The 26139-nt window shown below is 70.2% G+C and carries 27 protein-coding genes; 13 read left to right on the forward strand and 14 right to left on the reverse strand.

Going from position 1 to position 26139, the window contains the following annotated elements:
• Window positions 1-34: 34 nt before the first annotated feature.
• The gene (locus ACIOEW_RS24160; protein ID WP_362557724.1) at window positions 35-688 is read right to left on the reverse strand and encodes a DUF6230 family protein; all 654 of its coding nucleotides are present in this window, start codon (window positions 686-688) and stop codon (window positions 35-37) included.
• A 600-nt stretch (window positions 689-1288) separates the two neighbouring features.
• Window positions 1289-2272 (reverse strand): tetratricopeptide repeat protein, encoded by a 984-nt coding sequence (locus ACIOEW_RS24165; RefSeq protein WP_362557722.1) that lies wholly within the window; start codon window positions 2270-2272, stop codon window positions 1289-1291.
• Between the two features lie 317 nt (window positions 2273-2589).
• Between ACIOEW_RS24165 and ACIOEW_RS24170 the strand changes: the two genes are divergently transcribed.
• Entirely contained in the window at window positions 2590-3219 is a 630-nt protein-coding gene (locus ACIOEW_RS24170; protein ID WP_362557720.1) for a TetR/AcrR family transcriptional regulator, read from the forward strand.
• Window positions 3220-3368: 149 nt separating this feature from the next.
• On the opposite strand, the gene ACIOEW_RS24175 is transcribed toward ACIOEW_RS24170, so the two are convergent.
• The 7 genes from ACIOEW_RS24175 to ACIOEW_RS24205 all read right to left on the reverse strand — a co-directional run bounded on the left by ACIOEW_RS24175 (window position 3369) and on the right by ACIOEW_RS24205 (window position 7661).
• A complete protein-coding gene (locus tag ACIOEW_RS24175) occupies window positions 3369-3755 on the reverse strand; it encodes a hypothetical protein (RefSeq protein ID WP_401966171.1) in 387 nt (128 codons plus the stop codon).
• Between the two features lie 102 nt (window positions 3756-3857).
• Window positions 3858-5558: a methylmalonyl-CoA mutase family protein gene (locus tag ACIOEW_RS24180; RefSeq protein WP_362544915.1), complete on the reverse strand. Its 1701-nt coding sequence runs from the start codon at window positions 5556-5558 to the stop codon at window positions 3858-3860.
• A 144-nt stretch (window positions 5559-5702) separates the two neighbouring features.
• A complete protein-coding gene (locus ACIOEW_RS24185) occupies window positions 5703-6038 on the reverse strand; it encodes a DUF3817 domain-containing protein (protein WP_362544918.1) in 336 nt (111 codons plus the stop codon).
• Between the two features lie 79 nt (window positions 6039-6117).
• Window positions 6118-6627 (reverse strand): MarR family transcriptional regulator, encoded by a 510-nt coding sequence (locus ACIOEW_RS24190; protein WP_350990830.1) that lies wholly within the window; start codon window positions 6625-6627, stop codon window positions 6118-6120.
• A gap of 121 nt (window positions 6628-6748) precedes the next feature.
• The gene (locus tag ACIOEW_RS24195; protein WP_401965861.1) at window positions 6749-6949 is read right to left on the reverse strand and encodes a hypothetical protein; all 201 of its coding nucleotides are present in this window, start codon (window positions 6947-6949) and stop codon (window positions 6749-6751) included.
• Window positions 6950-7020: 71 nt separating this feature from the next.
• Complete coding sequence (locus ACIOEW_RS24200) at window positions 7021-7314, reverse strand: MTH1187 family thiamine-binding protein (protein WP_350990817.1); 294 nt, start codon at window positions 7312-7314, stop codon at window positions 7021-7023.
• Window positions 7311-7661 carry a DUF3817 domain-containing protein gene (locus ACIOEW_RS24205; RefSeq protein WP_024494214.1) on the reverse strand — a complete coding sequence of 117 codons (351 nt, stop codon included), beginning with the start codon at window positions 7659-7661 and terminating at the stop codon, window positions 7311-7313. Before ACIOEW_RS24205 ends, ACIOEW_RS24200 begins: the two co-directional genes overlap by 4 nt.
• Window positions 7662-7917: 256 nt before the next feature.
• On the opposite strand from ACIOEW_RS24205, the gene ACIOEW_RS24210 reads away from it, so the two are divergent.
• The 4 genes from ACIOEW_RS24210 (at window position 7918) to ACIOEW_RS24225 (ending at window position 10548) form a co-directional block, all read left to right on the forward strand.
• On the forward strand, window positions 7918-8550 hold the full coding sequence (locus ACIOEW_RS24210; RefSeq protein ID WP_362545453.1) for an AIM24 family protein: 633 nt from the start codon (window positions 7918-7920) through the stop codon (window positions 8548-8550).
• Window positions 8550-9200 (forward strand): AIM24 family protein, encoded by a 651-nt coding sequence (locus ACIOEW_RS24215; protein ID WP_401965863.1) that lies wholly within the window; start codon window positions 8550-8552, stop codon window positions 9198-9200. The genes ACIOEW_RS24210 and ACIOEW_RS24215 overlap by 1 nt, the downstream gene beginning before the upstream one ends.
• On the forward strand, window positions 9197-9958 hold the full coding sequence (locus tag ACIOEW_RS24220; RefSeq protein ID WP_401965866.1) for an AIM24 family protein: 762 nt from the start codon (window positions 9197-9199) through the stop codon (window positions 9956-9958). Before ACIOEW_RS24215 ends, ACIOEW_RS24220 begins: the two co-directional genes overlap by 4 nt.
• Window positions 9959-10071: 113 nt before the next feature.
• A complete protein-coding gene (locus tag ACIOEW_RS24225; protein ID WP_362544935.1) occupies window positions 10072-10548 on the forward strand; it encodes a MarR family transcriptional regulator in 477 nt (158 codons plus the stop codon).
• A gap of 13 nt (window positions 10549-10561) precedes the next feature.
• Here ACIOEW_RS24225 and ACIOEW_RS24230 read toward each other — a convergent pair whose 3' ends face one another.
• Window positions 10562-12010 (reverse strand): sensor histidine kinase, encoded by a 1449-nt coding sequence (locus ACIOEW_RS24230; RefSeq protein ID WP_401965867.1) that lies wholly within the window; start codon window positions 12008-12010, stop codon window positions 10562-10564.
• A complete protein-coding gene (locus tag ACIOEW_RS24235) occupies window positions 12007-12666 on the reverse strand; it encodes a response regulator transcription factor (RefSeq protein ID WP_401965869.1) in 660 nt (219 codons plus the stop codon). The genes ACIOEW_RS24230 and ACIOEW_RS24235 overlap by 4 nt, the downstream gene beginning before the upstream one ends.
• A gap of 121 nt (window positions 12667-12787) precedes the next feature.
• On the opposite strand from ACIOEW_RS24235, the gene ACIOEW_RS24240 reads away from it, so the two are divergent.
• Window positions 12788-13375: a PepSY domain-containing protein gene (locus ACIOEW_RS24240; protein WP_401965870.1), complete on the forward strand. Its 588-nt coding sequence runs from the start codon at window positions 12788-12790 to the stop codon at window positions 13373-13375.
• 65 nt (window positions 13376-13440) lie between these two features.
• On the opposite strand, the gene meaB is transcribed toward ACIOEW_RS24240, so the two are convergent.
• Window positions 13441-14403 (reverse strand): methylmalonyl Co-A mutase-associated GTPase MeaB, encoded by a 963-nt coding sequence (meaB, locus tag ACIOEW_RS24245; protein ID WP_362544947.1) that lies wholly within the window; start codon window positions 14401-14403, stop codon window positions 13441-13443.
• A gap of 28 nt (window positions 14404-14431) precedes the next feature.
• Window positions 14432-15634 carry an acetyl-CoA C-acetyltransferase gene (locus ACIOEW_RS24250; protein WP_401965872.1) on the reverse strand — a complete coding sequence of 401 codons (1203 nt, stop codon included), beginning with the start codon at window positions 15632-15634 and terminating at the stop codon, window positions 14432-14434.
• A 135-nt stretch (window positions 15635-15769) separates the two neighbouring features.
• On the opposite strand from ACIOEW_RS24250, the gene mce reads away from it, so the two are divergent.
• The 7 genes from mce to ACIOEW_RS24285 all read left to right on the forward strand — a co-directional run bounded on the left by mce (window position 15770) and on the right by ACIOEW_RS24285 (window position 25633).
• Complete coding sequence (gene mce, locus ACIOEW_RS24255; RefSeq protein WP_362544952.1) at window positions 15770-16198, forward strand: methylmalonyl-CoA epimerase; 429 nt, start codon at window positions 15770-15772, stop codon at window positions 16196-16198.
• 299 nt (window positions 16199-16497) lie between these two features.
• Window positions 16498-20295, forward strand: a complete 3798-nt coding sequence (scy, locus tag ACIOEW_RS24260; protein ID WP_401965875.1) for a polarized growth protein Scy — start codon at window positions 16498-16500, stop codon at window positions 20293-20295.
• 185 nt (window positions 20296-20480) lie between these two features.
• Window positions 20481-21419 carry a cellulose-binding protein gene (locus ACIOEW_RS24265; protein WP_362544958.1) on the forward strand — a complete coding sequence of 313 codons (939 nt, stop codon included), beginning with the start codon at window positions 20481-20483 and terminating at the stop codon, window positions 21417-21419.
• An 81-nt stretch (window positions 21420-21500) separates the two neighbouring features.
• Complete coding sequence (locus tag ACIOEW_RS24270; protein WP_401965878.1) at window positions 21501-22538, forward strand: ATP-binding cassette domain-containing protein; 1038 nt, start codon at window positions 21501-21503, stop codon at window positions 22536-22538.
• Between the two features lie 5 nt (window positions 22539-22543).
• The gene (locus tag ACIOEW_RS24275; protein WP_362544962.1) at window positions 22544-23323 is read left to right on the forward strand and encodes an ABC transporter permease subunit; all 780 of its coding nucleotides are present in this window, start codon (window positions 22544-22546) and stop codon (window positions 23321-23323) included.
• Window positions 23324-23495: 172 nt separating this feature from the next.
• Window positions 23496-24725, forward strand: coding sequence for an ABC transporter ATP-binding protein (locus ACIOEW_RS24280; protein WP_401965880.1), 1230 nt, complete (start codon window positions 23496-23498; stop codon window positions 24723-24725).
• Entirely contained in the window at window positions 24722-25633 is a 912-nt protein-coding gene (locus ACIOEW_RS24285; protein WP_401965882.1) for an ABC transporter permease, read from the forward strand. Before ACIOEW_RS24280 ends, ACIOEW_RS24285 begins: the two co-directional genes overlap by 4 nt.
• 25 nt (window positions 25634-25658) lie before the next feature.
• Here the strand turns inward: ACIOEW_RS24285 and ACIOEW_RS24290 are convergent, their stop codons facing one another.
• A complete protein-coding gene (locus ACIOEW_RS24290) occupies window positions 25659-25988 on the reverse strand; it encodes an ATP/GTP-binding protein (RefSeq protein WP_362544970.1) in 330 nt (109 codons plus the stop codon).
• Between the last annotated feature and the right edge of the window lie 151 nt (window positions 25989-26139).

Consider the following 26139-nt stretch of genomic DNA (forward strand, 5'->3'; position numbering starts at 1 on the left):
CACGCGAAGTGCCCCCGGCCGCCCGGGTGAGTGCCTAGTAGCACTCGTGGACGCCCTTGGACAGCGACAGCTTCAGACCCGGCAGCTTGAACGTTCCTGCCGTGGTGGCCCACGCCTGCTGCTTGACCTTCTTCAGCGTGGCGGTCTCGGCCCGCTGCGAGAACCCGTACGGGTTGGCCGCAGTCTTGGGCTGGATGCCCGTGCCGTTCTCCGTACGCGGCAGTGAACCGGCGGCAACGCCGATGTCGATGTTCTTGAACTCGGCGTCCGCCTCGAGCGACGAGACATCGAGGTACAGACCCTCGGCGTAGACCTTCTCGGCGCCCGTCTTCGGGTCACCGGCCTTGAGCCTCAGCGTGACACTGCCGATACCGAACGGCAGGTCAGGAGTGACGACCGACTGGCACATGTTGGTGATGGTGGCGTCGTGGAACCCCGACACGGCGACCGGGGCATCCTGCTTCTCGCCCTTGAGGCTCTTGCCCGACGCCACACTGCCGTACTGCACGAAGTCATGGCCGACCAGCTCATCCGCGCTGACCTTGAACTGCTGGCCGGACACGCTGAACGACGCGGCGAGCGCGCCCTGTGCCAGACCCACACCCACCGCGGCGGTGGCTATGACGCTCGGCACCATGACGACAGCGAAACGCTTCCATCTCGTGCCACCGCGAACCTGGGAACTCATACTTTTCCTCCTTCTCGGACGTACATCTCCGGCCTGGCATCCTGCCCGACCTGGGATGGGAGAAGTGCTACGTCCTCGGAAAGGAGAGCGCCTGCAAACGGAGGCTTGAACCGCGCCCGAATCACCGGCGATCACCCCCGAGCGACAACCACTGGCCACGCGTTCGCGCAACCTGTTTCGGACAGGCCCTGCGGGTCAGCAGGAACCCCCCTGTCCGGAGTCGGCGCCACTGCCGCCGACCCACTCGGTGGGGACCCAACAGAGCCGCCGCACCGACTGGCAGCCGGAGTGGCGTTATTGGACCGAGCGTGGCCGATCGTGGTCCATTCGGGGCCGTGACACAAGGGGGTTCGTTACTCGCTAGTAACGGCCCGATAACCGACCCACGACCGCACGGCACCGAGCAGCCACACAGGGTTGCCTCGACCCGGCAGACGAAAGCCATCATTGGGGATTCAAATCGGACAGATCGCAATGATCGATTTACTGCGAGTAACAGGCCGTGCTTTTATCAAGATTTGGTAAAGCAGAGGGGTCTCTTATCGCCAGAACGCGAAAACGGCCGTGACCCCCACCGGGAGCCACGGCCGTGTTGTCAGATCAGAACAAGACGCGTGCGAGTGCGGTGCGCGCGGCACCGACGCGCGGATCGTCGGGACCGATCACCTCGAAGAGCTCCAGCAGGCGGACCCGAACCCGGTCCCGGTCGTCGCCGAAATTCCGTCGGACCGTCTCGACGAGACGCCCGAACGCGTCCTCGACATGGCCGCCGACCAGATCGAGGTCGGCCGCGGCGATCTGCGCGTCCGCGTCCCCCGGATTCTCGGCGGCGTCCTTGCGGACCTGCTGCGGGTCCATCTTCTGGACCCGGCCCAGCAGTTCGGCCTGTGCGAGGCCGAGCTTGGCCTCGCTGTTGGCCGGGTCGTCGGAGAGGACGTTCTTGTACGCCTGGACGGAGCCGGCGAAGTCATTGGCGTCCAGCGCCTGCGCGGCCGCCTCCAGAAGTGCGTCGTACGGCCCTGCGGGCACCTCGGGGGCCTCCGCGGCCGCGTCCGCGTCCGGGTCCACCGCACCCTGGTCGACCGCGATGCCGGTGAGCCCGAACCGCTCCTCGCCGACCTGGATCAGCTGGTCCAGCGTCTGCCGGATCTGGGATTCGGGGGCCGCGCCCTGGAAGAGGGGCAGCGCCTGTCCGGCGACGACCGCGAAGACGGCCGGGATGCCCTGGATCCCGAACTGCTGCATCAGCATCTGGTTGGCGTCGACATCGACCTTGGCCAACAGGAAGCGGCCGTTGTACTCGTGGGCCAGGCGCTCCAGGAGCGGACCCAGCTGCTTGCACGGCTCGCACCACTCGGCCCAGAAGTCGATGACGACGGGGACTTCGGCGGAGCGCTGGAGGACGTCGTTCTCGAAGCCCGCCTCATCGACGTCGATGACGAGGGAGGAAGCGGGTACGGCCGCGGGGCCACCCTGCCGGGCGGACTCGGCACGGGCCTGCTCCGCCTTCACCTTGGCCTCACCGGCCGCCTTCACCGCGGCGAGGTCGACGACGCCGCTCATGGACATGTTCCTAGGCTGCATGCGTACATCCTCCCCCCTCGGCGCACTGTTCCGGAAAGCGTTACGGGAACCGCGCCCGTCCGCAGCCCCCGCCGGTGTGCGAGGTGCACGGACAGACACGGTCCGAGGGCCCCTGAAAGACCCGGTTCGACGCCCGGTCCCCACCCGGCGTCTGTGGCTGTTGCTCGTTCGTGGCGCCACAACGGCTGAGCCGTCGTTCTTACGCTACGACCCGTAGCGTAACTGGCTCTCACGCTCGATGCACAAGAGTGTTCGGTGATCTGTCTCACGGCGAACGAGGTCGGCCGGAACTAGCTACCGGCGGGTATGGTCGCGGGATGCTGAGCCGCAGCCACCCCAAACCCTCACGAACGGGACGTCCGCGCAGTATCGCGGCCGACGAGGCGATCCTCGAGGCCACCAGAGCCTCACTGGTCGACCTCGGCTGGTCGAAGCTGACGATGGGTGATGTGGCGACGCGCGCGGGGGTCGCCAAGACGACCCTGTACCGGCGTTGGGCCGGCAAGAACGAACTGGTCGTGGACGCCGTCGCGGTGCTCTTCGACGAGCTGGAACTGCCGGACCTGGGCAGCCTGTCCGCCGATGTGCAGGCGGTGGTGCTGCAGTTCGCCGCGCTGCTGGAGCGGCCGGAGACGCAGACCGCGCTGATGGCGGTCGTCGCGGAGTCGACCCGCGACGAGGCGCTGCGGACCCGGATCCGCGACTCGATCGTGGACCGGCAGAAGCGCCTTGTCCTCCAGGGCCGGCGACGGGCGCAGGAGCGCGGGGAGTTGCCCGTCGAGACGGACGAGGCCACGGCGGCGCTGACCGCCGACCTGATCTTCGATGTGATCGCCGGTGCGGTGGTGCACCGGGCCCTGGTCAGCGCCGAGCCCGTCGATGCCGACTGGGCCCGGCGCTTCACGCTGCTGCTCCTCGCGGGGCTGGGCGCGGCCGCGGCGGGTTAGGGCCTTTCGTTCGGATCAGGCCGGCCCCCGCTCCCTGATCCGGCCTGGTCCGAACGAGAGGCCCCCAGGGGCTGAGACGATCACGGTCTTCGCCTCTCCGGGCCATGGCCGGCCGGGGCCCGCCGACCAGTCGGCCCCTCCCTCCGGGTTCAGCCGTCCACCCGGACCAGGAAGGGATTCATGTCGTCATCGGCATCAACAGCCTGAAATCCCGCAGATCCGAGAATGGCGATCAACGTCGCGTGCATGTGCTCGGTCACGAAGCCGAAGTGCCGGAACGCCGGCGACTGGATCTCGCCCTTCTGCGCGCTCTCCCCTGCGGCGCGGCTGAGGGAGGAGCCGATGAGCCACTGGACGAAGACTCCTCCCCTGGAGTCATCTGCTGGGTCCACCGAGACCAGCGCGCCCAGCACGGCAGGCACCTTTTCGTCCTGGTGCACGGGGAATCCGGCCGTCGTCAACGCTTCGGCCACCTTGCCGGCCCGATCGTTCCGTTCGGCGATCTCCGCCGCACTCGCCCTCTTGATTCCGAACATCTCCACCTGCTGTCCTTTCGCCGCGAGGCCACGAAAAGGGGTGGGTGACCCACCGGGTCATCCACCCCATTCCATCGAGGTCAGCGGGGCTCCCGCAAGGCCTCAGAAGCCGGGCGGCTCCGTGTACGTGCCCCACTCGTCCCGCAGCACCCCGCAGATCTCGCCGAGGGTCGCCTCCGCGCGGACGGCGTCGAGCATCGGCGCGATCATGTTGGAGCCGTCGCGGGCCGCGGCCAGCATCGCGTCCAGTGCGGCGGTCACCCGGGCGTCGTCGCGCCCCTCCTTGCGGGCGGCGAGCTCGCGGACCTGCTCGCGCTCGACCTCGTGGCTGACCCGCAGGATCTCCAGGTCGCCGGTGACCGAGCCGAGGGCGACGTTGACGCCGACGACCCGCTTGTCGCCCTTCTCCAGCGACTGCTGGTACTGGAAGGCCGATTCGGCGATCTCGCCGGTGAACCAGCCGTCCTCGATGCCGCGCAGGATGCCGGAGGTCATCGGCCCGATGGGGTGCTGCCCGTCCGGGTGGGCCCGGGTGCCACGCTCCCTGATCTGCTCGAAGATCTTCTCGGCGTCCGCCTCGATCCGGTCGGTGAGCTGTTCCACGTACCAGGAACCGCCCAGCGGGTCGGCCACGTTGGCGACGCCGGTCTCCTCCATCAGCACCTGCTGGGTGCGCAGCGCGATCTCGGCGGCCTGCGCGGAGGGGAGCGCGAGGGTCTCGTCGAGGGCGTTGGTGTGCAGGGAGTTGGTGCCGCCGAGGACGGCGGAGAGCGCCTCGACGGCGGTCCGTACGACGTTGTTGTACGGCTGCTGGGCGGTGAGCGAGACGCCGGCGGTCTGGGTGTGGAAACGGAGCCACTGCGCCTTGTCGGTCTTCGCGCCGTACGTCTCCTTCATCCAGCGGGCCCAGATCCGGCGGGCCGCGCGGAACTTGGCGATCTCCTCGAAGAAGTCGAGGTGTGCGTCGAAGAAGAAGGAGAGGCCGGGCGCGAAGGTGTCGACGTCCATGCCGCGGGAGAGGCCGAGCTCCACGTAGCCGAAGCCGTCGGCGAGGGTGTACGCGAGCTCCTGCGCGGCCGTGGCCCCGGCCTCGCGGATGTGGTAGCCGGAGACGGACAGCGGCTTGTAGGCGGGGATGTCGCGCGCGCAGTGCTCCATCAGGTCGCCGATGAGGCGCAGGTGGGGCTCGGGCTGGAAGAGCCACTCCTTCTGCGCGATGTACTCCTTGAAGATGTCCGTCTGCAGCGTGCCGTTGAGCACGGCAGGGTCGATGCCCTGGCGCTCGGCGGCGACCAGGTACATGCAGAAGACGGGCACGGCGGGACCGCTGATCGTCATCGACGTCGTGACGTCGCCGAGCGGGATGTCCTTGAAGAGGACCTCCATGTCGGCGGCGGAGTCGATGGCCACCCCGCAGTGGCCGACCTCGCCGAGCGCACGGGAGTCGTCCGAGTCCCGGCCCATCAGCGTGGGCATGTCGAAGGCGACGCTCAGACCGCCGCCGCCCGCGGCGAGGATCATCTTGTAGCGCTCGTTGGTCTGCTCGGCGTTGCCGAAGCCGGCGAACTGGCGGATGGTCCAGGTACGGCCGCGGTAGCCGGTCGCGTGGAGCCCCCGGGTGAAGGGGTACTCGCCGGGCCAGCCGATCCGGTCGAAGCCGTCGTACGCGTCCCCGGGCCGGGGGCCGTAGACGGGCTCGACGGGATCCCCGGAGAGCGTGGTGAAGTCCGCGTCACGCTTGCGGGCCTTGTCGTAACGGGCCTGCCAGCGTTGGCGGCCTTCCTCGATCGCGTCAGCGTCCATGCCTATCAATTTACTAGGACGTCCTAGTAAATGTCGATGACAAACCGCCCGGCGCTTCGCGCGGGGCGGTTCGGATCACGCTTTCGGATCAGGCCGCTCGGATCGGACCGTTCGAATCAGGCCGTTCGGATCGGACCGTTCGGATCAGGCCTTCGCGGTCACGGCGGAGGACGCGTCCGCGATCAGCGGCTCGACCTCGCGGACGACCTTGCGCTCCACGAAGAACGCGGCCGTCGGGATGGTGCCGGAGAGCAGCACCCAGGCCAGCTTGCCCATCGGCCACTTCGCCTTGGAGCCGAGATCGAAGGCGAAGATCAGGTAGATGATGTACAGCACGCCGTGGATCTGGGAGACGACGAGGGTCAGTCCCTCACCCTTGTCGAAGCCGTACTTGAAGATCATGCACACGCAGAGGATCAGCAACATGACGGCGGTGACGTAAGCCATCACCCGATAGCGGGTCAGCACACTGCGTTTCATGCCATCGAGCGTAACCGGACACCCGGGGCGATCTTGCAGCGGGCCCGGGGGTCGGAACGGCCCCTCCCGGAGGGTCCGCTCAGACCTCCTCGAAGTCCTGGGCCGCGATGCGCAGCGGGCGCAGCAGGGCGAAGATCTCCGCGCATTCCTCGGCGTCGTACACCCCGAGGCCGAACTCCATCGCGTTCAGCTCATGGGTGGCGGACTCGACGACCTCACGGCCCTTGTCGGTGATGGAGGCGAGCGTTCCGCGGCCGTCGTTCGGGTTGGGGCGTTTGTCGACGAGACCGGAGCGCACCAGCCGGTCCACGGTGTTCGTCACCGAGGTGGGGTGGACCATCAGCCGCTCGCCGATCTTGGACATCGGCAGCTCACCGGCCTGGGAGAAGGTGAGCAGCACCAGTGCCTCGTACCGCGCGAAGGTGAGTCCGTACGGTTTGACGACCGCGTCGACCTCGGCGAGCAGGATCTGCTGCGCACGCATGATCGAGGTGATCGCCCCCATGGAGGGCACCGGCCCCCATCGCTGCTGCCAGAGTTCGTCGGCGCGGGCAATGGGATCGAAGGGGAGACTGAGCGGCTTCGGCACGCCGTCGACCTTACCCATTGACCACATGCCGGTCCCCCCTGTCTCGAACTTCGGTCCGAATACGGGTGAGCGGGTGGTGCCGGCCGTTCCGCAGAACCAGGGCCGTGGGCCGTCCCCCGGGTCACAGACCCAGCGTGCTGAGCGGTCCTCGTACCGGCACACCCTTGGCGATCGGGCCTTCCGGCGGAGACCCGTCGAAGACGGCGGTGGCGAGCAGATAGGGGGCGGACACTTCCGCACCACCCACCGACGGCTCGGCCCATCGGAGCGCGACCGCCGGGGACTTCTCGTCGCGACCGCGGTCCAGGACCGTAGTCAGCATGAACTTGGGTTCCCTGACCCGCCCCTCGCCCGGGAGGCTCACCGGAATGCGGGGAGGGGCAGGCCGCGGCGTCAGTCCGCGAGGTAGCGCTCGACCGTCTCGACCTTGGAGGTCAGACCGTCGGTGACACCCGGGCGGATGTCGGCCTTGAGCACCAGGGAGACCCGTCCGGCGCGCGCCTCGACGGCCTCGACGGCGCGCTTGACGACGTCCATGACCTCGTCCCACTCCCCCTCGATGGAAGTGAACATGGCGTCCGTGCGGTTGGGCAGCCCGGACTCGCGGACCACCCGGACGGCGTCGGCGACGTACTCACCGACGTCCTCGCCGACACCCAGCGGGCTGACGGAGAAGGCGACGATCATGCGCTGACCGTGCCTTCCCGGCGGGCGCGGGCGGCGATGACACCGTCGGCCTCGTAGCGCTTGAGCACCTTGTCGCCGTACAGACCGCCGAACGGCAGCACGCAGAGCAGAAAGAAGAACGCGACCCGCTTGAGCGGCCACTTGGTCTTGTTCCAGACGTCCAGCAGCAGGACGACGTAGATCACGAAGAGCACGCCGTGCAGCATGCCGAGCGGCATCATCAGGAAGTCGATGTCGGAGATCCGGCTCAGGACCGAGCCGAAGAGGATCAGCGCGGGGAAGGACAGTGCCTCGGGAATCGAGATGAGGCGCAGCCGGTGCAGGGCGGTAGCGGTCTTGATGTCCACGGGGGCACCTTCGGTGGGAGGACGGTGACAGCTTGTGAACGCAGGCACAAGCGGCCCCCATTGTGGCATCGCCGCCCGCGGTGTCCGGCAGCGGGGGCGGCGCCCGGGGCCTCTCGCCGCGTCCGCTCCGTACCGGATACGTCCCCATTACGTCCGCATCCGGTACCGGATGCGTATCAGGGCCGGTTCAGGGGCCGGATCGTGACGCAGACCCTGTCCCGCCGACGGTCCCTGCCGCTACCGTCGCCGGGTGGCAATGTTCCGACTCCAAGGCAGCAAGACGCTCGCCGTCGACCTGACCGGCGACGCCGTCAAGGCGAAGAACGGCTCGATGGTCGCGTACGACGGCCGGATGACGTTCAAGAAGATGACCGGCGGCGGTGAGGGCCTGCGCGGCATGGTGACCCGCCGGCTGACCGGTGAGCAGATGACCGTGATGGAGGTGACCGGGCAGGGCACCTGTTTCTTCGCCGACCGTGCGAGCGAGATCAACCTGGTCTCGTTGCGGGGCGAGAAGCTGTACGTCGAGGCGAGCAATCTGCTCTGCACCGACGCCGGGCTGCGCACCGGCACCACTTTCACCGGGCTGCGCGGCGGCGCGACGGGCAACGGCCTGTTCACCACCACCGTCGAGGGGACGGGCCAGGCGGCGATCATGTCGGACGGCTCGGCCGTGGTCCTGCGGGTCTCCGCCCAGTACCCGCTCTTCGTCGACCCGGGCGCCTACATCGCCCACCAGGGCAACCTCCAACAGCACTTCCAGTCCGGGGTGAACTTCCGGACTCTGATGGGCGAGGGATCGGGCGAGTCGTTCCAGATCCGTTTCGAGGGCGAGGGACTCGTCTACGTCCAGCCCAGCGAGCGGAACACGATCGGGGGCCATGTCTGATGCCGTTCCGTGAGATCAACTCGAAGATGGTCGAGGCGACGGTGATCCCCGGCCAGAAGATGTTCAGCCAGCGCGGCGCGATGCTGGCCTACCGCGGCGAGGTGTCGTTCACGCCGAACATCCAGGGCGGCCAGGGCGGCGTCATGTCGATGATCGGTCGCCGGATGGCGAACGAGGCGACCCCGCTGATGACGGTCGAGGGAAGCGGCACGGTGATGTTCGGCCACGGCGGCCACCACATCCAGGTGATCAACCTGGCCGGGGACACCCTCTATGTGGAGGCCGACCGGCTGCTCGCCTTCGACGGGACGCTCCAGCAGGGCACGATGTTCATGGGCTCGCAGGGCGGCGTGATGGGCATGGTCCGCGGCCAGGTGAGCGGGCAGGGCCTTTTCACCACCACGCTCAAGGGCCATGGCGCGGTGGCGGTGATGGCGCACGGCGGGGTCATCGAGCTGCCGATCACCCCGGGCCACGACGTACACGTGGACCCGCAGGCATACGTCGCCCACCACGGCGAGGTGCGCAACAAGCTCTCCACCGCGCTCGGCTGGCGCGACATGGTGGGGCGGGGTTCCGGCGAGGCGTTCCAGCTTGAGCTCAGCGGCAGTGGTGCGGTGTACGTCCAGGCGTCGGAGGAGAAGCTGTGAGCACGCACGTGGTCTTCGATCCGATGACGCTGCCGTCGGACGACAACGTCAACGCGTACACCTTCTGCGTGGAGCTCAAGGGGAGCCAGTGGTTCCTGCAGAAGGGCAAGATGATCGCCTACTACGGGCGGATCGAGTTCAACGGCATCGGCCACGGCCGCTTCGAGCGGCTGATCCGTACGAGCTTCCACTCGCCGCTGCACGCGAGCGACTGGGTGGTGGCCGAGGGCAGCGGAAAGATGCTGCTCGCGGACCGGGCCTTCGACGTGAACTCGTACGACCTGGACAACGGGAATCTGACGATCCGGTCCGGCAATCTCCTCGCCTACCAGCCGACGCTGGCGCTGAAGCAGTCGATCGTGCCGGGGTTCCTGACACTGATCGGCACGGGGAAGTTCGTCGCCGCGTCCAACGGCCCGGTGGTCTTCATGGAGCCGCCGCTGCGGGTCGACCCGCAGGCACTGGTGGGCTGGGCGGACTGCCCCTCGCCGTGCCACCACTACGACCACGGCTACATGACGGGCCTGATGGGCGGGCTGCGAGCGTTCACGGGGATCGGAGGCGCTTCGGGTGAGGAGCACCAGTTCGAGTTCGTGGGCGCCGGTACGGTGCTGCTCCAGTCCACCGAGGTGCTGATGGCCGAGCAGCCGACGGGCGCCGTGCCGCAGCAGGCGGGGGTCCCGGGCGCGGGTCAACCTGGATCCGGACCCCGCACCCCTGGTCAGCTGGGGGATCTCCAGCGTCGCTTCGGTTTGTGAGCGGTAGTCTGCGGAATGTGACGTCGAACGTCTGCGCCCAGCCTGCGAGCGCGTGGCCGGCGCCACACTCCCCCACTTCGTCCGGCTTTCAACTTCTTAGGTAGAATCCATATATGGAGACCGAGACGGCCACCCGCTGGCTGAGCGACGCGGAGCAGTGCGCCTGGCGCACCCACCTGGACGTCGGCAGGCTGCTGACGCACCAACTGGAGAAGGACCTCCAGCCGTTCGGCCTGACCATGAACGACTACGAGATCCTCGTCAATCTCTCGGAGTCGGACGACCAGCGCATGCGGATGAGCGACCTCGCCGGTGCCACGCTGCAGTCCAAGAGCAGGCTCTCGCACCAGATCACCCGCATGGAGAGCGCGGGCCTGGTCCGGCGGGAGAACTGCGAGTCCGACCGCCGAGGACTGTACGCCGTTCTCACCGATACCGGCGCCGAGACGATGCGCAAGGTCGCGCCGCATCACGTGGCGTCAGTCCGCAAGCACTTCATGGACCTGCTGCCGCCGGAGGCCCTGGAGCACCTGCATGCTGCCCTGACCCCGGTCGCCGACCACCTGCGCGGGCGGCGCGGCAAGCTCTGAACCACCGGGATGGTCAACGGGCGTCCGGCAGCCACAGCGCGAACCGGGCGCCCCGCTCCCCCGCATCCGTCACGGTCAGCCGGCCCCCGTGCCGCACGGCCACATCGCGGGCGATGGCGAGGCCCAGGCCCGCCCCGCCCTCGTCACGGGTGCGGGCGTCGTCGAGGCGGACGAAGCGTTCGAAGATCCGCTCACGCTCCGCCCCGGGAACCCCGTCCCCGTCGTCGGTGACCTCGACGACCACACCGCCGCGCTCCCCGTGCACGGTCACGGCGACCGCGGAGCGCGCGTGCCGCTCGGCGTTGTCCAGCAGATTGCCGATCACCCGGGCCAGCTGCCCGCGGGATCCGGTCACCTCGAAGCCGCCGCCCTCCGGCACGGACACCGTCACCGGGATCCGGTCGCCGGTGCGCTGCGATACCTCCTCGTGGACCAGCGCGCCGAGATCCAGCCGGGCCGCCCCCGGCCGCTCCCCCGCGTCCAGCCTGGCCAGCAGCAGCAGATCGGCGGCCAACGCCTGGAGCCGTACGGTGTCGGCGACCGCGCCCGGCACGTCCAGCAGCCCGGGGTGCGCGGCGCCCACCTCCAGCTGGGTGCGCAGCGAGGCGATCGGGCTGCGCAGTTCGTGCGAGGCGTCGGCGACGAAGCGCCGCTGCCGGTCGACGGAGGCCTCCAGCGCGGTGAGCGTCTCGTTGGTCGTACGGGCCAGGCGCGCGATCTCGTCGTGCGAGCCGGGCTCCGGCACCCGCCGGCTCAGATCCTCGGACGCGGTGATCGCGGCCATCTCGCGCCGGATGCCCTCGACCGGGCGCAGAGCCCGCCGCGTCACCAGCCAGGTCACGCCGGCGACGACGAGGAGCACGACGGGCAGTCCGGTGAGCATGGCACCGCGCACGCTGGCGACGGCCCGCTGCTCCGCGGCGAGCGGGGCGCCGGCGTGCACGGTCAGGGTGAGTCCCGCCGAGTCCGTGGCCTCGACGGAGGCGAACCGGTAGTCGGCACGGTCGCCGTCGACTGTCGCGGTGCCGTTGGTGAAGTCCGGGTCGTCGGTGGAGACCTCACCGCGGGCGGGGTCGGCGCTGCCGGTCCCGTCGTCGTCATCGTCGTCGTCGTGGCCGTCATCGTTGCGGCCCCCCTCGGGCGAGGGCTGCGGGACGGGGGTGACCCGGTCCGTACCGGTGCCCGAGATCGCCTCCAGGTCCTTGGAGACGGCCACCACCCGGCCTTCCTCGTCGGTCACCTGGACGGGGTGGTCCTCCTCGTCGCCCGTCTTCAGCTCGTCGTACGGCACGTCCAGGGCCAGCTGCCCCGCGACCTCCCGGGCCGCCACCTCGGCCTGGAGCCCGGCCTGGTCGGTGAGGTTGGCGCGCAGGACGAGGAGGACGGCGAGCCCGGCGACGGCCAGCGCCAGGGCCACCACCACGGTGGCGCCGAGCGCCGCCCTGGCCCGTACGGACCTCACAGCGCCTCCAGCCGGTAGCCGGCGCCGCGCACCGTCCGGATGGAGGCCGCGCCGAGCTTGCGGCGCAGGGCGCTGACGTACACCTCGACGATGTTCGGGTCGCCGTCGTAGGCGAAGTCCCAGACGTGTTCCAGGATGTCCGCCTTGCTGACCACCTGGCCGGCCCGCAGCGCGAGCTGTTCCAGCACGGCGAACTCCTTCGTCGTGAGGGGGATCTCGCCCTCGCCCAGATGGACCCGGCGGGCCGCGGTGTCCATGCGCAGGGTGCCGACGGTGACCACCGGCGAGGCGGAGCCGCCCCGGCGCCGCAGCAGCGCCCGGACCCGGGCGACCAGCACCACGTAGCTGAAGGGCTTGGTCAGGTAGTCGTCGGCCCCGGTGTCGAGCCCCTCCGCCTCGTCGTACTCCCCGTCCTTCGCGGTCAGCATCAGGATCGGCACCTCGTGGCCGGCGGCGCGCAGGGCGGCGCAGACCCGGTAGCCGTTCATCCCGGGCAGCATGATGTCGAGGACGACGAGGTCGTACGCGCCGTCGGAGGCCCGGTGCAGCCCTTCCAGGCCGTCATGGACGACGTCCACGGCGAACCCCTCGGCGGTGAGCCCCCGGGCCAGGGAGATCGCCAGCCGCTTCTCGTCCTCCACGATCAACAGGCGCATGTGCACAGCGTCGCAAACCGAAGCTGAAGAAGGCTTCAGGTGGCTTCAGGCTGCCTTCAGCATCGCCCCGTCAGTGTGGACCGCATCGCAACGGACTGATCCGATCGGGGAGGAAACCCTCATGAAGCGAAAGATCGTCATCGCCGCCGCCACGGCTGCCGTGCTCGTCGGCGGTGGAGCCGCCACTGCCGTGGCCTTCGCGGACGACGGCGGCCGGGCCGCGGGCGGTGCTGCCGCCCGCGTCACCGCCGTCGAAGCGGCCTCGTCCGCCGTCCGGGCCGTCCCGGGCACGGTGACCGAGGCGGAACTCGACGACGAGGACGGCGGGCTGGTCTGGGAGCTCGATGTGTACGGCTCCGACAAGGTGTGGCACGACGTGACCGTGGACGCGGGCAACGGCAAGGTGCTCGGGAAGCACACGTCCGATGACAACGACGACCGGAACCGCCACGCCCCGCGGCCGGTCCCTGTCCCGCTCGACGCGGCGGTCGCCGCCGCGGTCGAGGCGTCCCCGGGCTCGGTGACCTCGGTCGAGCTGGAGGGCCGCGGCGGCGGGGCGGTGCGCTGGGAGGTGGACGTCCGGGGCAAGGACGGCAGGGCGCACGAGCTGAATGTGGACGCGAAGTCGGCCCAGGTCACGGTGGACCGCTCGGACGACGGTCACGGGGACGACGACGGTCACGGGGACGACCGGGGCGACGACGACTGAGGCTGTCGCACAGGCACCGTCCCTGTTCCCGGTGCGGCCGCACGCCGCGCCGGGAACAGGGCCGGTCAGGCCTCCCCGGTGAGCCCCGCCACCAGTTCGTCCGCCGCCGCGTACGGGTCGAGGCGGCCGGCCACGATGCGTGCGGCGAGGGCGTCCAGGCGGCGGTCGCCGTGCAGGTCGCCGATGCGTTCGCGGAGCCGGGTGACGGCGATCGTCTCGACCTCGCGGGCGGCCCGGGCCGTGCGCCGCTCGGCCAGCACGCCGTGCTCCTCCATCCACGCCCGGTGCTTCTCCAGCGCCTCGACGACCTCGTCGATGCCCTCGCCCCGGGCGGCGACCGTCTTCACGATCGGCGGCCGCCAGTCGCCGGGACCGCGGGACTCCCCGAGACCCAGCATGTGGTTGAGCTCGCGGGCGGTGGCGTCGGCGCCGTCCCGGTCGGCCTTGTTCACGACGTACACGTCGCCGATCTCCAGGATTCCGGCCTTCGCCGCCTGGATGCCGTCGCCCATGCCCGGGGCGAGGAGGACGACGGAGGTGTCGGCCTGGGAGGCGATCTCCACCTCCGACTGGCCGACGCCCACCGTCTCCACCAGGATCATGTCGAAGCCCGCGGCGTCCAGCACCCGGATCGCCTGCGGAGCCGACCAGGCGAGCCCGCCCAGATGACCGCGCGTGGCCATGGAGCGGATGTAGACCCCCGGGTCGGACGCGTGGTCCGACATCCGGACCCGGTCCCCGAGGAGCGCGCCGCCGGAGAACGGCGACGACGGGTCGACCGCGAGCACGGCGACCCGCTTGCCCTGCCGCCGGTAGGCGGAGACGAGCGCCGATGTCGATGTCGATTTGCCGACACCCGGTGATCCGGTCAGGCCGACGACGCAGGCGTTGCCCGCCAGGGGCGCCAGCGCCGCCATCACCTCGCGCAGCTGCGGCGAAGCCCCCTCCACCAGGGAGATGAGCCGGGCCACGGCCCGCGGCCTGCCTTCGCGGGCCTGCTCCACCAGGGTGGGGACGTCCGCCTTCACGCTCGGCCTCCTCGCTCGCTCGTACCGACTACTTGCCCGGAACGCGGATGATCAACGCATCTCCCTGACCGCCGCCGCCGCACAGCGCCGCCGCACCGGTACCGCCGCCTCGCCGCTTGAGCTCCAGCGCCAGGTGCAGCACCACACGGGCGCCGGACATCCCGATCGGGTGGCCGAGCGCGATGGCGCCGCCGTTGACGTTGACCTTGTCCGAGGTGACGCCGAGGTCCTTCATGGACTGGAGGGCGACGGCCGCGAACGCCTCGTTGATCTCGATCAGGTCGAGGTCCTCGACGCCGATGCCCTCCTTCTTGAGGGCGTGGCGGATCGCGTTGGACGGCTGCGACTGGAGGGAGTTGTCCGGACCCGCCACATTGCCGTGCGCGCCGATCTCGGCGATCCAGTCCAGGCCCAGCGCCTCGGCCTTGGCCTTGCTCATGACGACGACCGCGGCGGCGCCGTCGGAGATCTGCGAGGCGGTGCCCGCGGTGATCGTGCCGTCCTTGGCGAAGGCGGGGCGCAGCCTGCCGAGGGACTCGACGGTCGTCTCGGCGCGGATGCCCTCGTCCTTGGAGAAGAGAACCGGGTCACCCTTGCGCTGCGGGATCTCGACCGGGGTGATCTCGGCCTCGAAGAGACCGTTCTTCTGCGCCGCGGCGGCGCGCTGGTGCGACAGGGCACCGATCTCGTCCTGGGCCGCACGCTCCAGGCCGAGGCGGGTGTTGTGCTTCTCGGTGGACTCGCCCATCGGGATGTTCTCGTAGGCGTCGGTCAGACCGTCGTGCGCCATCGAGTCCAGCATCTCGATCGCGCCGTACTTGTGGCCCTCGCGGGACTTCGGGAGCAGGTGCGGGGCGTTCGTCATGGACTCCTGGCCACCGGCCACGACGATGTCGAACTCACCGGCGCGGATCAGCTGGTCGGCCAGGGCGATGGCGTCGAGCCCGGAGAGACACACCTTGTTGACGGTGAGCGCCGGGACGTTCATCGGGATGCCGGCCTTGACCGCTGCCTGGCGGGCCGGCATCTGCCCTGCCCCGGCCTGCAGCACCTGGCCCATGATCACGTACTCGACCTGGTCGCCGCCGATGCCGGCCCGGTCCAGCGCCGCCTTGATGGCGAAGCCGCCGAGGTCGGCTCCGGAGAAGCTCTTCAGGGAGCCGAGGAGGCGGCCCATGGGCGTACGGGCGCCCGCGACGATCACTGAGGTGGATCCGGTCGTTCCTGACATGAGGCGCAGCCCCTTGGGATCGATTGTGAACGAGGGTTTACTTGAATGTACTGAGCGGTACCTCGCTCGTCATCCGGCAGCGGGTGTGATCGCGCGCACGTTGCGTAACCATCCTCCGAGCGCTGCACTGGTCCCATGCTGACGCGAATCGACCACATCGGAATCGCCTGTGTCGACCTCGACAAGACCGTCGAGTTCTACCGCTCGACCTACGGGTTCGAGGTGTACCACTCCGAGATCAACGAGGAGCAGGGCGTGAGGGAGGCCATGCTCAAGATCAACGAGACGTCGGACGGCGGCGCCTCGTACCTCCAGCTCCTGGAACCGACCCGCGAGGACTCCGCCGTGGGCAAATGGCTGGCCAAGAATGGTGAGGGCGTGCACCACATCGCCTTCGGCACGGCGGACGTCGACGCGGACGCCGCGGACATCGGGGAGAAGGGTGTCAGGGTGCTGTACGACGAGCCCAGGACGGGGTCGATGGGGTCCCGGATCACCTTCCTGCACCCCAAGGACTGCCACGGTGTGCTGACCGAACTGGTCACGTCCCGGACGGAGCACTGACCCGAGAATCCGTCGTCCGGCTCCCGCTGGATCAGCTCGAGCCGGACAACAGCTTCTCAGGGATACCCGGCCCGGTAGAGTGGGCTGTTCCGGGCCGGGGCCGGGTCGGGGCCGCGCCGCGTCCCCAGCCGTTGATCTGTCACCATTCCCCGGGGGGACCGTTCGCCGGCGAACGGTACTCGTTTGGAGTTCGCGACCAGGGCTGGGGTCTCCCCTGCTCAGTGGGGCATCCCCTGCTCGAACGAAGTTGAGAGCTTTGGGGAAGAAGTTGAGAGCTCGGGGAAGGATGGGACCGCGCAGTGCGGGGCTACGAACGCCAGGAGAGCCACCGAGCTGAAGACGACCATCTCTCGCGGTTCGAAGCCGAGATGGACCGGCTGAAGACCGACCGGGAGAAGGCCGTCCAGCACGCCGAGGACCTCGGTTACCAGGTCGAGGTCTTGCGTGCCAAGCTGCACGAGGCCCGGCGCAGTCTGGCGACCCGTCCCGCCTACGACAGCGCGGACATCGGTTACCAGGCGGAGCAGTTGCTCCGTAACGCCCAGATCCAGGCCGACCAGCTCCGCAACGACGCCGAGCGCGAGCTGCGCGACGCCCGCGCGCAGACGCAGCGGATCCTTCAGGAGCACGCCGAGCACCAGGCGCGGCTCCAGGCCGAACTGCACAACGAGGCCGTGCAGCGTCGGCAGCAGCTCGACCAGGAGCTGGCGGAGCGCCGCCAGACCGTCGAGTCCCACGTCAACGAGAACGTGGCGTGGGCCGAGCAGCTGCGTGCCAGGACCGAGTCCCAGGCCCGCAGGCTCCTGGAGGAGTCGCGGGCCGAGGCCGAGCAGGCGCTGAGCGCCGCCCGTGCCGAAACCTCCCGGCTGGCCGACGAGACGCGGCAGCGCCTGGGCTCCGAGGCCGAGTCCGCCCGCTCCGAGGCCGAGTCGATCCTGCTGCGCGCCCGCAAGGACGCCGAGCGGATGCTGGGCGCCGCCTCAAGCCAGGCGCAGGAGGCCACTGCGCACGCCGAGCAGCTGCGTACGTCGACGACGGCCGAGACCGAGCAGACCCGGCAGCAGACCACCGAGCTGAACCGGGCCGCCGAGCAGCGCATGCAGGAGGCCGAGACCCAGCTGCGCGAGGCGCGCGTCGAGGCCGAGAAGGTGCTGTCCGAGGCGAAGGAGGCCGCGGTCAAGCGGCTGGCCGGCGCCGAGTCGCAGAACGAGCAGCGCACCCGTACCGCCAAGTCGGAGATCGCCCGGCTGGTCGGCGAGGCCACCAAGGACGCCGAGTCCCTCAAGGCGGAGGCCGAGCAGGCGCTCGCCGACGCCCGTGCCGAGGCGGACCGGCTCCGTTCCGAGGCGGCCGACACCGCGCGCACCGCCGCGGCCGAGGACGCGGCGGCCCAGCTCGCCAAGGCGGCCCGGGCTGCCGAGGAGGTGCTGACCAAGGCGTCCGACGACGCGAAGTCGACCACCAGGGCGGCGAGCGAGGAGGCCGACCGGATCCGCCGTGAGGCGGAGGCCGAGGCGGACCGGCTGCGCGGCGAGGCCGCCGAGCAGGCCGACCAGCTCAAGGGCGCGGCCAAGGACGACACCAAGGAGTACCGGGCCAAGACGGTCGAGCTCCAGGAGGAGGCGCGCCGGCTGCGCGGCGAGGCCGAGCAGCTGCGTTCCGAAGCGGTCGCCGAGGGAGAGCGGATCCGCGGCGAGGCCCGCCGCGAGGCCCTCCAGCAGATCGAGGAGGGCGCGAGGACCGCCGAGGAGCTGCTGGCCAAGGCCAAGGCGGACGCGGAGGAGCTCCGTGGCGCGGCGGGCACCGAGAGCGAGCGGGTCCGCAGCGAGGCCACCGAGCGGGCGGCGACGCTGAAGAAGCAGGCGGAGGAGGCCCTGGAGCGGGCCCACGCCGAGGCCGAGCAGTTGCGCACCGAGGCCGAGGAGCAGGCCCAGTCGACGACGGCCGCTGCCGAGCAGGCGGCGGCGGAGCTGCGCGAGGAGACCGAGCGCGCCATCGCGGCCCGGCAGACGGAGGCGGCCGACGAGCTGACCCGGCTGCACACCGAGGCGGAGACCCGGGTCTCCACCGCCGAGCAGACGCTCGGCGAGGCGCGTGCCGACGCGGAGCGCGTCCGGCGGGAGACGAACGAGGAGTCCGAGCGGCTGCGCGCGGAGGCCGCCGAGCGGGTGCGCACGCTCCAGGGGCAGTCCGAGGCCGAGGCCCAGCGGCTGCGCGACGAGGCCGCGGCCGATGCCGCGCAGTCCCGTGCGGAGGGCGAGTCCGTCGCCGTACGGCTGCGCAGCGAGGCGGCCACCGAGGCCGAGCGGCTGAAGACCGAGGCGCAGGAGAGTGCCGACCGGGTGCGGTCGGAGGCCGCGGCCGCCGCCGAGCGGGTGGGCACGGAGGCCGCCGAGGCACTGGCCGCCGCCCAGGAGGAGGCCAACCGGCGCCGCCGCGAGGCCGAGGAGACCCTCGACGCGGCGCGTGCCGAGGCGAACCAGGAGCGCGAGCGGGCCCGCGAGCAGAGCGAGGAGCTCCTGGCCTCCGCCCGCAAGCGGGTCGAGGAGGCGCAGACCGAGGCCCAGCGCCTGGTCGAGGAGGCGGACGCGCGGGCGACCGAGATGGTCTCCGCGGCCGAGCAGACCGCCCAGCAGGTACGGGATTCGGTCAGCGGGCTCCAGGAGCAGGCCGAGGCGGAGATCGCCGGGCTGCGCTCCACCGCCGAGCATGTCGCGGAGCGGACGAAGTCCGAGGCGCAGGAGGAGGCGGACCGGGTCCGCTCCGACGCCTACGCGGAGCGGGAGCGGGCCGGCGAGGACGCGGCCCGGGTCCGGCGGGTCGCGCAGGAGGAGACCGAGGCCGCGACGGCGATGGCCGAGCGGACGGTGTCCGACGCGATCACCGAGTCGGAGAAGCTGCGGGCCGACACCGCGGAGTACAGCCAGCGGATGCGTACCGAGGCGTCCGACGCCCTGGCGTCCGCCGAGCAGGACGCGTCGCGCAGCCGGGCCGAGGCCCGTGAGGACGCCAACCGGATGCGGTCCCAGGCCGCGGAGCAGGCCGACAGCCTGGTGTCCGAGGCCACGGCCGAGGCCGATCGGGTCCGCAACGAGGCGACGCAGCAGGCGGCCCGGCTCGGTGACGAGGCGGCGGGCGAGGCCGAGCGGCTGCGGGCGGAGGCGTCGGCGACCGTCGGTTCCGCGCAGGAGCACGCGGCCCGTACCCGCGAGGAGTCGGAGCGGCTGCGCGCCGACGCCGAGGCTGCGGCCGAGCAGATGCGCGCCGAGGCCCGCCAGGAGGCGGACCGGCTGCTGGACGAGGCGCGCGAGTCCGCGTCGAAGCGCCGTGCCGACGCCGCCGAGCAGGCGGACCAGCTCATCAACAAGGCCCAGGAGGAGGCGTTGCGCGCCGCCACCGAGGCCGAGGCGCAGGCCGACACGATGGTCGGGGCGGCCCGCAATGAGGCCGTGCGGATCACCTCCGCGGCGACGGTCGAGGGCAACACCCTGGTGGAGCGGGCCCGGACGGACGCGGACGAGCTGCTGGTCGGTGCGCGCCGGGACGCCACCCAGATCCGGGAGCGGGCCGAGGAGCTCAGGACGCGCCTGGAGAGCGAGATCGAGGAGCTGCACGACCGTGCCCGGCGGGAGACGTCCGAGCAGATGAAGACGGCCGGCGAGCGCGTCGACAATCTGATGAAGGCGGCGACCGAGCAGCGCGATGAGGCCACGGCGAAGGCCAAGGAACTCCTCTCCGACGCCAACTCGGAGGCGAGCAAGGTCCGGATCGCCGCCGTGAAGCGGGCCGAGTCGCTGCTCAAGGAGGCCGAGCAGAAGAAGGCCAGCCTGGTGCGCGAGGCCGAGAAGCTGCGGGCCGACGCCGAGACCGAGGCCAAGCAGACGGTGGACGAGGGCCGTCGCGAGCTCGATGTCCTGGTGCGACGGCGTGCGGACATCAACACGGAGATCTCCCGTGTCCAGGACGTCCTGGAGGCGTTGGAATCTTTCGAGACTCCCGGGGCAGGCGGTAAGGGCGCGGGTGCCGGTCCGCCCGGCGGCGCCAAGACCACGGCCGCGGCGGGCACGCGTGCGGGTGGCAAGCAGTCGGATGGGTAGGTACCCGGTGCTCTTCCACGGTCCGGCAAGGACGTTCCACCCTCCGAGTGGCAAGGGTTACGGGGGTCAGCCACTCAAAAGGGGTGTCATTCTCCAGATCAAACGGGCATCTGCTCGATGACACGCCGTTCTGGCGCCTAGGATTCCCTCTATCACCTCACCGGTCTCACTTCGACAGGAACCCCATGAGTGACCCTTCCTCCCCCTTCGGCTTCGAGCTCGTGCGGCGTGGTTACGACCGCGGTCAGGTGGATGACCGCATTACCAAGCTCGTCGCCGACCGTGATAGTGCTCTCGCCCGCATCACGTCTCTGGAAAAGCGCATCGAGGAGCTCCACCTCGAAACGCAGAACGCCCAGGCCCAGGTGAACGACGCGGAACCGTCGTACGCGGGTCTCGGTGCGCGTGTGGAGAAGATCCTCCGCCTTGCCGAGGAGGAGGCCAAGGACCTTCGTGAGGAGGCCCGTCGCGCCGCCGAGCAGCACCGTGAGCTCGCCGAGTCCGCCGCCCAGCAGGTGCGCAACGACGCCGAGACCTTCGCCTCCGAGCGCAAGGCCAAGGCCGAGGACGACGGCGTCCGGATCGTCGAGAAGGCCCAGGGTGAGGCCACCACGCTGCGCTCGGACGCGCAGAAGGACGCGGCCCAGAAGCGCGAGGAGGCCGACGCCCTCTTCGAGGAGACCCGTGCCAAGGCCGCTCAGGCCGCCGCGGACTTCGAGACCAACCTGGCCAAGCGCCGCGACCAGTCGGAGCGCGACCTCGCGTCCCGTCAGGCCAAGGCCGAGAAGCGTCTGGCCGAGATCGAGCACCGCGCCGAGCAGCTCCGCCTCGAGGCCGAGAAGCTTCGCACGGACGCCGAGCGCCGCGCCCGTCAGACGGTGGAGACCGCTCAGCGCCAGGCCGAGGACATCGTGGCCGACGCCAACGCGAAGGCCGACCGGATCCGCAGCGAATCGGAGCGCGAGCTGGCGGCGCTCACCAACCGCCGCGACTCGATCAACGCGCAGCTGACCAACGTCCGCGAGATGCTGGCGACGCTGACCGGTGCCGCGGTGGCAGCCGCCGGCTCCCCCGCCGACGAGGAGCCCGCCTCCCGCGGCGTCCCGGCACAGCAGACCCGCTGATCACTCAGCCGGTCCAGCCCTTGCGCGCCCGGTTCCGCCCTTGTGGTGGCGCCGGGCGCGCGGCCGTTCTAGCGTGAGCGCATGATCGAGCTTGATGGCCTCACCAAGCGCTTCGGCAACAAGGTTGCCGTCGACCAGTTGTCGTGCCGGATCAAACCGGGGATGGTGACGGGTTTCCTGGGACCCAACGGGGCGGGCAAGTCCACCACGATGCGGATGATGCTCGATCTCGACAACCCCACCAGTGGATCGGTGCGCATCGACGGGAAGCACTACCGCGAGCTGTCGGAGCCCCTGAAGTACATCGGCGCGCTGCTGGACGCCAAGTCGATGCACGGTGGCCGCAGCGCCTACAACAACCTCCTCTGTCTCGCCCAGAGCAACCGGATCCCGGAGAGCCGGGTGGCGGAGGTCCTCGACACCGTCGGCCTGACCGCGGTGGCGAAGAAGAAGTCCAAGGGGTTCTCCCTCGGTATGGGGCAGCGCCTGGGAATCGCGTCGGCGCTGCTCGGCGATCCCGAGATTCTGATGTTCGACGAACCCGTCAATGGTCTGGACCCCGAGGGAATTCACTGGATCCGCAATCTGATGAAGGCACTCGCGGCGGAAGGCCGGACGATCTTCGTCTCCTCTCATCTGATGAGTGAAATGGCCCTGACCGCAGACCATTTGATCGTGATCGGGCAGGGCCGGCTGCTCGCCGACACCTCGATGGCCGACTTCATCCATCAGAACTCCCGCAGTTATGTGCGGCTGCGCTCCCCGCAGCAGGAGCGGCTGCGGGACGTCCTGCACGCGGAGGGAATCGTCGCGGTCGAGTCGGGCAACGGCACGCTGGAGATCGACGGCGCCACCACCGAGGCCCTGGGCGAGCTCGCCGCCCGGCACACGATCGTGCTGCACGAGCTGAGCTCCCAGCGGGCTTCGCTGGAGGAGGCGTTCATGCAGATGACTGCGGACTCGGTGGAGTACCACGCACACTCGGAGCGCGGTGGTGAGGCGCCGCCGCCGGTGGGGCCGCACTGGGGCGATCAGTGGAGCCGGCCACCCGGCGGCACCCCGGAGGCTCCCGGCGGTTCCGGCGGTTCCGGCGGTTCCGGCACCGGAACGGGGGTGTGACGGCGATGGCATCGGTGCCCGCGGTCCTGACCTCCGAATGGACCAAGATCCGTACGGTCTCCTCGACGACCTGGACGCTGATCTGCGCGTTCGCCGTCACGGTCGCGATGAGCGCAGCGCTCTGCGCGGTCATGAACTCCCAGTTCAACGACCTCTCCGATGCGGAGCGCGCCACCTTCGACCCCACCTTCATCAGCTTCTCCGGGATGATTCTCGGCCAGCTGGCGATGGTCGTCTTCGGTGTCCTGGTGGTCGGTACGGAGTACAGCTCCGGCATGATCCGCACCTCCCTGGCGGCGGTGCCGCAACGCGCCACCTTCCTCTTCAGCAAGATGCTGGTCGCCGGCGTGCTGGCCCTGGTCGTCGGGATGGTCACCAGCTTCGTGTCGTTCTTCCTCGGCCAGGCCCTGCTCGGTGACCACGGCATCGGCATCGGCGAGGACAACGTGCTGCGGGCGGTCTTCGGCGCCGGCATCTACATGGGGCTGATCGCGATCTTCTCCATGGGAGTGGCGGCGATGCTGCGGAGCTCCATGCTGTCGCTCGGCATCCTGATGCCGTTCTTCTTCCTCGTCTCACAGATCCTGTCGGCCGTTCCGGGGGCCAAGAGCGTCGCCCAGTACTTCCCCGACCAGGCCGGTTCCAAGATCATGCAGGTGGTGCCCGACGCGATGAACAGCGATCCGGCTCCGTACGGGCCCTGGGCCGGGCTGCTGATCATGGTCGCGTGGGTGGCTGCCGCGGTGATCGGCGGTTTCCTCGTACTCAAGAAGCGCGACGCCTGACCGGGTGCCGTGGACCGCCCGGTTCACGGCACCGGTTCACGGCACCGGCAGGACTCGCCCGGGTAACGACTTGGCCGGAACCGTCAAGGCCTGGATATCCTCCTCACTCATACGGGGGGCGTGCGGCCGACGGCCTGTGCCCCGACGACAGATAAGTCGATGGGGCTGGAGCATGATCGAGGCAGTCGGCCTGACCAAGCGCTATGGCGCGAAGACGGCCGTGTACAACCTTTCCTTCCAGGTGCGGTCCGGTGCCGTCACCGGGTTCCTCGGTCCCAACGGGTCGGGCAAGTCGACCACGATGCGGATGATTCTCGGCCTGGACCGGCCGACGGCGGGCCGGGTGACCATCGGCGGCCATGACTTCCGCAATCTGCCGAACGCGCCGCGCCAGGTGGGCGCGCTGCTCGACGCCAAGGCCGTGCACGGCGGGCGCAGCGCCCGCAACCACCTGCTCTCGCTCGCCCAGCTCGCCGGTATCCCGGCCGCCCGGGTCGACGAGGTGCTGGGCGTCGTCGGCCTCCAGCAGGTCGCGCGGAAGCGGTCCAAGGGGTTCTCGCTGGGCATGGGGCAGCGCCTGGGCATCGCGGCCGCGCTGCTGGGCGACCCGCAGGTGCTGCTCTTCGACGAGCCGGTGAACGGTCTCGACCCGGAGGGCATCCTCTGGGTCCGGAACCTGATGAAGATGCTGGCGTCCGAGGGCCGGACGGTCTTCGTGTCCAGCCATCTGATGAGCGAGATGGCCCTCACCGCCGACCACCTGATCGTGATCGGCCGCGGTCAGCTGATGGCCGACATGAGCGTCACGGACTTCATCTCGGCCAACTCGGCCGATTTTGCCCGGGTCCGGGTCCCGGACGACGGGCCCGAGCAGCGGGAGAAGCTCACCGCCACCCTCACCGAGGCGGGCGGCCAGGTGATGTCGGAGCCGGACGGAGCACTGCGGATCACCGGGCTGCGGCTGCCGCGGATCAGCGATCTGGCCCATGAGGCCGACGTCCGGCTGTGGGAGCTCTCGCCGCACCAGGCCTCGCTGGAGGAGGCGTACATGCGGATGACGCAGGGTGCCGTGGACTACCGCTCGACGGCCGACCACGTGGCCCATCTGCAGGCACCGCCGCCGCCCGGCGGATACGGGCCGCAGCAGGGATACGCGCCGCCTCAGCAGAGCGTTCCCGAGGTGCCCCAGCAGGGCTGGTACGCCCCGCCGCCGCCCGGTCAGAACCCGTACGCGGGCACCCCGGCCCCCGCGGTCCCGGCAGCAGCCCCGGCCGCTCCTGCGGCACCTGCCGCACCTGCCGCTCCCGCGGCACCCGCAGCGGCTCCCGTTCCCGCCCCGGCAGCGCCCGCCGGACCTCCCGCAGACCTGACCAAGAGCGAGACCAGCGAGGACTCCCGATGACAACGCCGTCCACGCCGCCGACGCCGCAGGCGCCGCACCAGCAGGCGCCGTACCAGCAGCAGGCGTACCAGCAGCCCCCCGCTCCCCAGCAGCACGGGCAGGGCGTGCAGGCCGGCTACTACACCTCGCCGATCCCGGTGCGTCCCGCCACCCTCGGCGACGCGATCGCCTCCGAGTGGACCAAGATCCGTTCCGTGCGCTCCACGATGTGGACGCTCGGCGTCATGATCGTGCTGCTGCTCGGCATCGGGGTGCTCTCGGCGGTCGTGGTCAACGCCTCCGACTCCGACATGGGCTCCACCCCCGTGCTCAGCCTGGGATTCTTCGGGGTGCTCCTGGGGTCGATCTGTGTGATCACGCTCGGCGTGATGACGATCGCGTCGGAGTACGGCACCGGCATGATCCGTACGACGCTGACGGCCTGCCCGAGCCGGGCCCGGGTGCTCAGCGCGAAGGCCATCGTCTTCTTCCTGCTCACGTTCGTCCTGACGACCGTGATGACCACGATCGTCGCCCTGCTCCAGACATCGATCCTGGACGCCGAGGCACCCACCGGTGACGAGTGGCTGCGCGGCACGGTCGGGGTGGGTCTCTACATGGCGTCGCTGGGGCTGCTCTCGCTGGGCATCGGCGCGCTGATCCGGCACTCGGCCGGGGCGATCACCATCATGATCGGCGTCGTCCTGCTGCCGCTCGTACTGGCCATCTTCATGTTCACCGAGTCTCTGCGGTCGCTCCAGGAGTGGCTCCTGGAGTACTCGATCCCCAACCAGCTCAGCATCTTCTACGACAACTCGGTCACGTCGTCCGGCGGACCGTCCGGCTGGGACCCGCTGTGGATCATGCTCGGCGTGACCGCCGTGGCCCTGGGCGGCGCCTACCTGGCGATGAACCACCGCGACGTCTGACGCCGGCGGCCGCTCCGGCGGCCGTTCAGTGCCGAGGCGCGTTCCTGGACCGCTGCACCTGCGTGGTGCGGCGGTCCCTCGCGTTCCAGCACGCCTTGTGCCAGTGCCTGCGGTCGTCGATCCCGCCGTACTCGGACCAGGCCACCAGGTGCGGGATGCCCGAGGGGATCTCCTGGTCGCAGCCGGGGCACCGGTAGCGCTTGCCCGCCGCGCTCGCGCCGCTCACCGGGCGGACCGACCACTCCTCGCCCTGCCACTCCTCCGAGCGCCCTCCGCCGCCGTACCGGTCCCCCGCCGTGCTGGCGTTGCCGGTGGGACTCTCGCCGCCTCGGGGGCGGTTACGGCGCGGGGACACGTGACACCTCACGGGGCAGGCTGGGCAGTTCCCGACCAGCGTAGAGCCATTCGGCGGGGGCAGACGTTCCGCACCGCCCGGGGCGGGACGGGTTAGCGGAAAATCGCAACAACTTCCCGTCGGACCGTGCCTTTGGCACGTGTCAGACGTT

Source organism: Streptomyces sp. NPDC087901, assembly GCF_044742205.1.
GTDB lineage: Bacteria > Actinomycetota > Actinomycetes > Streptomycetales > Streptomycetaceae > Streptomyces.

Excerpts from the sequence above, each read along its gene's own strand:
- ACIOEW_RS24265 (WP_362544958.1), top strand. The coding sequence starts at position 20,481 with ATGAGTGACCCTTCCTCCCCCTTCGGCTTCGAGCTCGTGCGGCGTGGT.
- ACIOEW_RS24210 (WP_362545453.1), top strand. The coding sequence starts at position 7,918 with ATGTTCCGACTCCAAGGCAGCAAGACGCTCGCCGTCGACCTGACCGGC.
- ACIOEW_RS24280 (WP_401965880.1), top strand. The coding sequence starts at position 23,496 with ATGATCGAGGCAGTCGGCCTGACCAAGCGCTATGGCGCGAAGACGGCC.
- ACIOEW_RS24195 (WP_401965861.1), bottom strand. The coding sequence starts at position 6,949 with ATGCTGACTACGGTCCTGGACCGCGGTCGCGACGAGAAGTCCCCGGCG.
- ACIOEW_RS24215 (WP_401965863.1), top strand. The coding sequence starts at position 8,550 with ATGCCGTTCCGTGAGATCAACTCGAAGATGGTCGAGGCGACGGTGATC.
- mce (WP_362544952.1), top strand. The coding sequence starts at position 15,770 with ATGCTGACGCGAATCGACCACATCGGAATCGCCTGTGTCGACCTCGAC.
- ACIOEW_RS24170 (WP_362557720.1), top strand. The coding sequence starts at position 2,590 with ATGCTGAGCCGCAGCCACCCCAAACCCTCACGAACGGGACGTCCGCGC.
- ACIOEW_RS24285 (WP_401965882.1), top strand. The coding sequence starts at position 24,722 with ATGACAACGCCGTCCACGCCGCCGACGCCGCAGGCGCCGCACCAGCAG.
- ACIOEW_RS24270 (WP_401965878.1), top strand. The coding sequence starts at position 21,501 with ATGATCGAGCTTGATGGCCTCACCAAGCGCTTCGGCAACAAGGTTGCC.
- ACIOEW_RS24175 (WP_401966171.1), bottom strand. The coding sequence starts at position 3,755 with ATGTTCGGAATCAAGAGGGCGAGTGCGGCGGAGATCGCCGAACGGAAC.
- ACIOEW_RS24180 (WP_362544915.1), bottom strand. The coding sequence starts at position 5,558 with ATGGACGCTGACGCGATCGAGGAAGGCCGCCAACGCTGGCAGGCCCGT.
- ACIOEW_RS24235 (WP_401965869.1), bottom strand. The coding sequence starts at position 12,666 with ATGCGCCTGTTGATCGTGGAGGACGAGAAGCGGCTGGCGATCTCCCTG.
- ACIOEW_RS24250 (WP_401965872.1), bottom strand. The coding sequence starts at position 15,634 with ATGTCAGGAACGACCGGATCCACCTCAGTGATCGTCGCGGGCGCCCGT.
- ACIOEW_RS24160 (WP_362557724.1), bottom strand. The coding sequence starts at position 688 with ATGAGTTCCCAGGTTCGCGGTGGCACGAGATGGAAGCGTTTCGCTGTC.
- ACIOEW_RS24185 (WP_362544918.1), bottom strand. The coding sequence starts at position 6,038 with ATGAAACGCAGTGTGCTGACCCGCTATCGGGTGATGGCTTACGTCACC.
- ACIOEW_RS24275 (WP_362544962.1), top strand. The coding sequence starts at position 22,544 with ATGGCATCGGTGCCCGCGGTCCTGACCTCCGAATGGACCAAGATCCGT.
- ACIOEW_RS24240 (WP_401965870.1), top strand. The coding sequence starts at position 12,788 with ATGAAGCGAAAGATCGTCATCGCCGCCGCCACGGCTGCCGTGCTCGTC.
- ACIOEW_RS24165 (WP_362557722.1), bottom strand. The coding sequence starts at position 2,272 with ATGCAGCCTAGGAACATGTCCATGAGCGGCGTCGTCGACCTCGCCGCG.
- ACIOEW_RS24200 (WP_350990817.1), bottom strand. The coding sequence starts at position 7,314 with ATGATCGTCGCCTTCTCCGTCAGCCCGCTGGGTGTCGGCGAGGACGTC.
- ACIOEW_RS24225 (WP_362544935.1), top strand. The coding sequence starts at position 10,072 with ATGGAGACCGAGACGGCCACCCGCTGGCTGAGCGACGCGGAGCAGTGC.